This is a genomic window from Alkalibacterium sp., from assembly GCF_046484155.1.
Taxonomy (GTDB): domain Bacteria; phylum Bacillota; class Bacilli; order Lactobacillales; family Carnobacteriaceae_A; genus Alkalibacterium.
On record NZ_JAWOBT010000119.1, the window covers coordinates 19,326 to 27,885 of the forward strand.

Annotated in this window: 5 protein-coding genes; 4 read left to right on the forward strand and 1 reads right to left on the reverse strand. The window is 41.9% G+C overall.

Annotated features, from left to right (window positions below):
- Positions 1 to 7 precede the first annotated feature (7 nt).
- Together hslU and R6U02_RS08725 are read left to right on the forward strand one after the other, a co-directional pair.
- Entirely contained in the window at positions 8 to 1,435 is a 1,428-nt protein-coding gene (gene hslU / locus R6U02_RS08720) for an ATP-dependent protease ATPase subunit HslU (protein ID WP_410263226.1), read from the forward strand.
- Between the two features lie 21 nt (positions 1,436 to 1,456).
- Positions 1,457 to 2,443 (forward strand): diguanylate cyclase domain-containing protein, encoded by a 987-nt coding sequence (locus tag R6U02_RS08725; protein WP_410263227.1) that lies wholly within the window; start codon positions 1,457 to 1,459, stop codon positions 2,441 to 2,443.
- 81 nt (positions 2,444 to 2,524) lie between these two features.
- Here R6U02_RS08725 and plsY read toward each other — a convergent pair whose 3' ends face one another.
- Complete coding sequence (gene plsY, locus R6U02_RS08730; protein ID WP_410263228.1) at positions 2,525 to 3,121, reverse strand: glycerol-3-phosphate 1-O-acyltransferase PlsY; 597 nt, start codon at positions 3,119 to 3,121, stop codon at positions 2,525 to 2,527.
- A gap of 708 nt (positions 3,122 to 3,829) precedes the next feature.
- Here plsY and parE point away from each other — a divergent pair.
- Together parE and parC are read left to right on the forward strand one after the other, a co-directional pair.
- Positions 3,830 to 5,806, forward strand: coding sequence for a DNA topoisomerase IV subunit B (gene parE, locus R6U02_RS08735; RefSeq protein WP_410263229.1), 1,977 nt, complete (start codon positions 3,830 to 3,832; stop codon positions 5,804 to 5,806).
- A 20-nt stretch (positions 5,807 to 5,826) separates the two neighbouring features.
- Positions 5,827 to 8,301 carry a DNA topoisomerase IV subunit A gene (gene parC / locus R6U02_RS08740; RefSeq protein ID WP_410263230.1) on the forward strand — a complete coding sequence of 825 codons (2,475 nt, stop codon included), beginning with the start codon at positions 5,827 to 5,829 and terminating at the stop codon, positions 8,299 to 8,301.
- Positions 8,302 to 8,560: the final 259 nt, after the last annotated feature.

The window sequence follows — 8,560 nt, forward strand, 5'->3', positions numbered from 1 at the left end:
TGATGAGATGAGAGTAAGAAATGATTTTACACCTAGAGAGATTGTAACGAAATTAGACAAATATATCGTAGGACAGCAGGATGCTAAAAAAGCCGTCGCTGTGGCTCTGCGTAATCGCTATCGTCGCTTGAAACTGGACGAGGATATGCAGAAAGAGATCACTCCGAAAAATATCCTGATGATCGGGGCAACCGGAGTCGGTAAAACAGAAATCGCCCGTCGCTTAGCCGCGATCGTGGATGCGCCTTTTATCAAAGTTGAAGCCACTAAATTTACAGAAGTCGGTTACATCGGACGCGACGTTGAATCGATGGTCAGAGACTTAACTGAAGCATCCATACAGCTAGTCCGTGAAGAATACCGACGAAATGTCCGTGGCCGTGCTGAAAAAAGAGCCGTTGAGCGTGTCGCAAAAGCGCTGGCACCGGGGATCAAAAAGCAAAAAAGCAGTAACGATAACAATCCGCTAGCAGGCATGTTTAAAGGGATGGGGATGGATCCCAGCCAGTTCAGCCAAAACGCTGATGATGATGAAGAAGAAGAAACAGTTACGGAAGAAATTTCTTCCAAACGTGCCGAATTGATCGATCAGATCGGTCGAGGCGTCCTGGACTCCAGGGAAGTTGAAATAAAAGTGACGGAGAAGAAAAAAGCAGCGAACAGTCCCATGAGTGCACCTATGGAACAGATGGGCATTGATTTGTCAGAAACACTCGGTCAGCTCACGCCTTCCAAAAAAGTTAAACGCAAAGTGACGGTTAAAGAAGCTTTGGATATATTCGCCGAAGAAGAAGCAGACAAACTGATCAATACAGAAGATATTAATGCGGATGCCGTCCACTTAACTGAAAATTCCGGGATCATCTTTGTCGATGAGATCGATAAAATCACTTCTAAAGGACAAAACAGCGGCCAAGTTTCAAGAGAAGGTGTCCAAAGAGACATCCTGCCGATCGTTGAAGGATCCAGTGTGCCAACCAAATACGGAACAGTCAATACGGATCATATCCTGTTCATCGGTTCTGGTGCGTTCCATGTTTCTAAACCGAGCGATTTGATCCCAGAATTGCAGGGTCGTTTTCCTATTCGCGTTGAGCTTGATGATTTAACTAAAGATGACTTTGTCAAGATACTCACTGAACCAGAAAACGCTCTGATCAAACAATACCGTGCCTTACTTGAAACAGAAAACATTGATGTCATCTTTACAATGGAAGCTATTGAAGAAATAGCCGGAATTGCCTATGAAGTGAACGAATCCACTGAAAATATCGGTGCCCGTCGCTTACACACGATTCTTGAACGCTTACTCGAAGATCTATTATTCGAATCACCGGATATGAGTATGGGTGAAGTGAAAATCACAAAAAAATATGTCGAAGATAAAATCGGTCATATCGTTCAGGACAAAGACCTCAGCCGTTATATTTTATAAAACACTAATCGGGGTGCAGAGATGGATGCAGAAAAATTAAGTGAACATTCAAAAGAAGACCTGCTTTTAAAGATCACAGAACAGGGGATGCTGATAGACGAGCTTCTTGCAGAAAAAGAGGCTGAAGCCAAGCTGGATTATCCCTGGAAAGGGAATCTCGGTCACTGGTATTGGAACGTTCAGCGGAATGATGTGGTCTTTAATCCGTTGAAAGTAGAAGCACTGGGTTACAAGATGGAAGAGGTCCCAGAGAAAGTTCCTTATGATTTCTTTACAAGCAAATTGCACCCAGATGATTTTGAACCCGTGATGGCTAATATGCGGGAGCATTTGAAAGGGTCAACACCTGTTTACGAAGTGGAATACCGGATCAAAGCAAAAGATGGTCAATGGAAATGGTATTATGATCGCGGCAAAGTCACTAAACGATCCAAAGACGGTGCGCCACTTTTCCTCACGGGCATAGTCTTTGATATCACGGAACAAAAGAAAAAAGAAGAAAACCTGGTAGACTTGGCGTCATCGCTGATTGAACTGGTCGATAAAGACGAATTGACGCAGATCAGAAATCGGCGTTCAATTATCCGAGAGTTGAAAGCTCGGATCGTGGAGTCGGCTATTCAAGAGTATTCTCTGATCGTCAGTATGATAGATATCGATGATTTCAAACGACTCAATGATACCAAAGGTCACGTTTATGGGGATTATGTGCTCAAAGAGACGGCTAAAGCGATGGAATATGTTCTGAGAAAAAAAGGATGCGTCGGTCGTTATGGTGGCGAGGAATTTCTGATACTCTTGCCAAACATCTCAAAAGAGCATGCGATAAAGGTACTGGAAGATTGCCGTTCAGCTATTGAAACAAATGAATTCTTGAAAAACGAATCCCTGACGATCAGTGGTGGTTTCACTGTTTACACGCAGGGTGATCATGAGGATGTATTGAGAGATGCTGACAAACACTTGTATGAAGCAAAAGAAAACGGGAAAAATCAGATAATAGGCTAAACAAAAGACCTTTTCAACCGTCATGTGAGAATGACTGGGTTAGAAAAGGTCTTTTGTTTGATTTTTTTTCTCAGGGTAAATTTATTTTTTTGATTTGTTTAAACCAAAAGGCACTTTATTTTCGCTGCCATTTTTAATTCGTTCTATATTCGAGCGGTGTCTGATCACGACAATAAACATAGCTAACCAGACGATCGTTGCAAATATCCAGTCTCCCAAGAATAATGAGGCGATCGCTGCAATGATCGAAGTAACAATACTAGCCAAACTTACCATACGTGAAACATATAAAGTGACTCCAAAAATCAAAATAAGAAAGACAAATAATGGCTGTGCTCCAATAACGATACCGGCACTAGTGGCCACTGCTTTTCCACCTTTGAATCCTGCGAAGATCGGAAACACATGACCGACGACGGCGAAGATACCCACGGCCATTGGATGAATGTTCAAACCAAGCCATACAGGTAATAAGGCGGCAATCGTTCCTTTTGCAATGTCTAAAATCAATACAATGGTCCCAGCTGTCTTACCAAGAACTCTGAACGTGTTAGTTGTTCCCATGTTGCCGCTTCCGTGTTCTCTAACATCGGTTTTGAAAAAAAGTTTCCCTATCCACACACCTGAAGGAATCGATCCCAAAAGGTAGGCACAGAGTATCACAACTATCTCAACCAACTAATCTCCTCCTTAACTCATGATGACGCTAATAATAATTCTATCACGATTCGGTTTAGATAGGTATGATTTTATCCAATATATTAATATAAAGTGTGAGATCTTAAGCAAATATTTCGATTTCACCTGTATCATAATTATGCTATACTTCATTTGATCAAAAACCATTCTCAATTAACACGTGAAAATCAAAGTAAACTATAGTGAAAAATATTTATGGTTTTGTTCATATCAAGAAGCTTACTAAATATTTAGAAAATCATTCGCAGCCGAAGCCAGGCGTCCTTATAATCACTCTGGTTTCGATAGTCCTGTTATATTATTTGCTGGAAAATTACTGATGCCGGGTTTTCATCATTGCTTTTTCAAGCTTCAATAGAGAAAGCCTGTTGGTCGTTTTCCGTTAGTTGGATGAACGCCCAACCTTTTGATTCTCAAAGGAATGACATGCTTTGAATAGAAGGGAACTGAGTTCGTAAACCACCGATTTCATCATTTAACTAAAAAAGTGTCTTCTGAATACCAGTACACAGTTGTTACATGATAAGGAAATCAAGAGATGTTCAGAATAAGCATTTTTTATTAATACCATGAAAAGTAGCATTGACGTTTTTAGGGACGCGTTTTTATGGTATCATATTAGTGCTTGTGTTTTCATGTAGAAAGGCACAAATTATTCTATGAATCACTATCGAGGAGTAATTATAAATGGTTATAAATAAGTACGACGATAATTCAATTCAAGTATTAGAAGGCTTAGATGCCGTAAGAAAAAGACCCGGGATGTATATCGGATCAACCGATTCCAGAGGACTTCATCACTTAGTCTATGAAATTGTCGACAATGCAGTGGACGAAGTACTGGCGGGTTATGGTTCAAAAATAGATGTCATTATCCATAAAGACAACAGCATTACGGTTAAAGATGATGGACGCGGTATGCCTACAGGTATTCACAAATCCGGCGTTCCTACCATTCAAGTCATCTTTACAGTTTTACACGCGGGCGGCAAGTTTGGACAAAGTGGCGGTTACAAAACTTCTGGAGGTCTGCATGGTGTAGGCGCGTCTGTTGTTAATGCCTTATCCGAACATTTAACTGTTAAAGTCAACCGTGACGGGTACGAATATACGCAGCGCTTTGAGAAGGGCGGTAAGCCGGCTGGTAAATTGACTAAGAAAAAAGTTCAAAAGAAATTGACTGGGACAACTGTTCACTTCAAGCCTGATCCAGACGTTTTTTCGACAACGGACTATTCTTTTTCTTTAATAAGCGAACGACTCAGAGAGTCGGCTTTCTTACTTAAAGAGGTCACCATTACGGTGAAAGATGAACGTAAAAACGAAGAAGAAGTGTTTCATTATGATGAGGGTATCAAAGAATTTGTGCACTACCTCAACGAAGAAAAAGATACCCTCACACCGATTGCTTACTTTGAAGGTGAATTTAAAGGCATCGAAGTTGAATGCGCCTTTCAATACAATGATGGTTACTCGGAGAATCTATTGAGTTTCGTCAATAATGTCCGCACAAAAGATGGCGGGACACACGAGATCGGAACGAAATCGGCAATCACGAAGACATTTAACGAGTACGCCAAACGCGTCAACTTACTAAAAGAGCGAGATAAAAATCTGGAAGGAACAGATGTCAGAGAAGGAATTGCTATCATTCTTTCGATCCGTATTCCGGAAAACCTGTTGCAATTTGAGGGTCAGACAAAAAGTAAACTGGGAACTGCAGAGGCACGTGCAGCGTGCGACACGGTCATCTCGGAACAATTCAACTTTTGGTTAGCTGAAAATGGTGAAATGAGTCAGCAGATCGTACGAAAAGCCATAAAAGCGCGAGAAGCAAGAGAGGCTGCCCGAAAAGCGAAAGACGAATCGCGTAACGGGAAAAAGCAGAAACGCAAAGAGACGCTATTATCCGGGAAGCTGACACCGGCTCAGAGTAAGAATGCCAAAAAGAATGAGCTTTACCTGGTTGAGGGGGATTCTGCTGGTGGCTCGGCTAAGCAGGGAAGAGACAGGAAATTCCAGGCGATTCTGCCATTGCGAGGAAAAGTCATCAATACTGAAAAAGCCAATATGCAGGATATCTTGAAAAACGAAGAAATCAGTACGATGATCTACACGATCGGGGCCGGCGTTGGTCCTGAATTTGATATCAATGACTGTAACTACGATAAAGTGGTGATCATGACCGATGCGGATACAGACGGTGCCCACATTCAAGTTCTGATATTGACGTTCTTTTATCGTTATATGAAACCGTTGATTGAAGAAGGCAAAGTATACTTGGCACTACCACCTTTATATAAAGTCTCTAAAGGCAAAGGCAAAAAGGAAATGATGGAGTACGCCTGGACAGATGAGGAATTAAAAGAAGTACTGAAATCTTTCGGTAAAGGCTATATTATACAACGTTATAAGGGTCTAGGGGAAATGAACGCCGATCAGTTGTGGGATACAACCATGAATCCTGATACGCGTACCCTTATCCGTGTGACCATCGATGATGAGGCTCAAGCTGAGCGCCGAGTGTCCGTGTTGATGGGAAATAAAGTGGATCCAAGACGTAAATGGATCGAAGAAAACGTTGAATTCTCTCTGGAAGAAGAAGGCAGCATTTTAGAGACGAACGATGTACTAGAAGAAGTTGAAGAAACTTTAGAGTTGTGAGAAAGGTTTGACTAACTGAGATGGCAAAAGAACGAGTAGAAATACAAGAATTAACGTTAGAAGAAGTTATTGGCGACCGTTTTGGAAGGTACTCAAAATATATTATTCAAGAACGTGCACTGCCAGACATCAGAGATGGTCTGAAACCGGTGCAGCGTCGTATTTTATATGCCATGTATTCTGAAGGCAATACCCACGACAAGGGCTTTAGAAAATCTGCCAAAACGGTCGGTAACGTCATTGGTAATTTCCATCCTCATGGCGACAGCAGTGTATATGAAGCCATGGTGCGCATGAGTCAGTACTGGAAGATGAAAACACCTCTCGTGACTATGCACGGAAATAACGGGAGCATGGACGGTGATCCGCCGGCTGCGATGCGTTATACAGAAGCCCGCTTATCAAAGATAGCCAATGAACTGCTTAAAGACATTGACAAAGAAACAGTTGAATTTGTTTTAAACTTTGATGATACAACACATGAGCCCACCGTTTTACCCGCTCGTTTCCCTAATTTGCTCGTTAATGGTGCAACCGGGATTTCAGCCGGGTATGCGACAGATATTCCGCCGCACAATTTGAGTGAAGTCATCGATGCGTGTATTTATCAAATACAACACCCAAATGTATCCGTCGATAAATTAATGGACTTTGTGAAAGGTCCTGATTTTCCTACTGGCGGGATCATCCAAGGAGTAAAAGGACTGAAATCCGCTTATGAGACTGGAAAAGGTAAAATAGTGGTCCGTTCTAAAACTGAAATTGAGCAAATGAGAGGCGGTAAAGAACAGATCGTCATCACTGAAATCCCTTATGAAGTGAATAAAGCCACCATGGTTCGTAAAATGGACGAGATGCGCATCAATAAAAAAATTGATGGGATAGCGGATATCCGTGATGAAAGTGACCGTACGGGCCTGCGTATCGTTGTGGAGTTGAAGAAAGATACACCGACACAAGGTATCTTGACCTACTTATTTAAAAATACAGATTTACAAATATCTTATAATTTAAACATGATAGCGATAAGCGATCGTCGTCCTCAACAGGTGGGCTTGAAAGACTTCCTGACAGCTTATATCGCTCACAAAAAAGACATTATCCGCAAACGGACGACATTCTTACTTCATAAAGATGAAAAACGCGCGCACATTGTCGTAGGACTCATTAAAGCTATTTCTATTTTAGATGCGGTCATTAAAACGATTCGAGAAAGTAATAACAAAGCGGATGCGAAGGATAACATCGTCAAAGCCTATGATTTTTCAGTCATGCAGGCGGAAGCCATTGTCAGTTTACAGCTTTATCGTTTAACGAATACCGATATCACCCAACTTCAAAAAGAAGCAAGTGAACTGGAAGGGCGTATCAGTGAGTACGGTAAAATCTTAAATGATGAAAAAACACTTGAATCAGTCATGAAAAAAGAACTGAGAGAAGTGAAGAAGGACAATGCCCAAGACAGACAAACGGTGATTCAAGATAAAATCGAAGAATTGAAAGTTGAAAAGAAAGTACTGGTAACGGAAGAGGAAGTAGTTGTTTCAGTCACGAAAGAAGGCTACCTGAAACGAACCAGCTTACGTTCATATGGCGCCTCAAATTCTCAAGAGATGGGCCTGAGAGATGGTGACTACTCGCTGTTTGTAGAAAAGATATCAACACTGGATCATATCGTCCTGTTTACAACAAAAGGAAATGTCATCAACCGGCCCGTTCACGAGATCCCTGATATCAAATGGAAAGATCTAGGTGAACATATTTCTCAAACTATCAGTTTACAGCCTGATGAGAAAATAGTTGCTGCCTTTGGCTTAAAAGAGTTTTCCGAACAACGGAAATTCGTCTTTATCACAAGAGAAGGATACATTAAGCAAACGCTGGCTTCGGGGTACGCGCCGAAAAGAACTTATCGTTCGCGGTCAACGACAGCGATAAAATTAAAATCAGATGCTGATGCATTGCTGTCAGTCGACCTGATCGAGGATGAAACATTGTATGACGTTTTCCTAGTCACACATTTAGGGTTTGGATTGCGTTACGCCTTAACGGAAGTCTCGACGGTCGGAGCAAATGCCAGTGGCGTGAAGTCGATCAGCTTGAAGAAACAAGATTACGTGGTCGGTGGCATCATCTTTGATCCTTCTGAAGGAAATAAGAGTGTCCTCATGATCACTAACCGAGGGTCTGTCAAGAAAATGAATATCACAGATTACGATGTGATTTCAAGAGCGAAGCGTGGCTTGCTTGTTTTAAGAGAATTGAAAAACAAACCTCACCGTATGGCGCTTATGATCGATGTGCAGCAATTAGATACCGAGTGGACAGTTGTTACAGACAAAGGCAAAACCTTCACTGTTAGAGCAAAAGACTATGCTTACAGTGACCGATACAGCAACGGCTCATTCATCTTGGATGAAGATTCAGATGGGACACCTGTAAACGCATATAAAGAGACGATTGATTTAATCGAGGACGAAACTGAAGAGAAATAAGTGATATATAAATAAGGATGCCATTCTATTGGAATGGACATCCTTATTTTTGTGTTTTTAGGACGAGAAAGGTTATTCCGTGCCCTTCGTGAGGAGTCAGCCGGTGTGAAAGGCACGCAACGGTTGATTCCGTGCCTTTCGTGAGGAGTCAGCCGGTGTGAAGGGCACGCACTAGCGGATTCCGTGCCCTTCGTGAGGAGTCAGCCGGTGTGAAGGGCATGCAATGGCGGATTACGTGCCCTTCGTGAGGAAGCAGTTG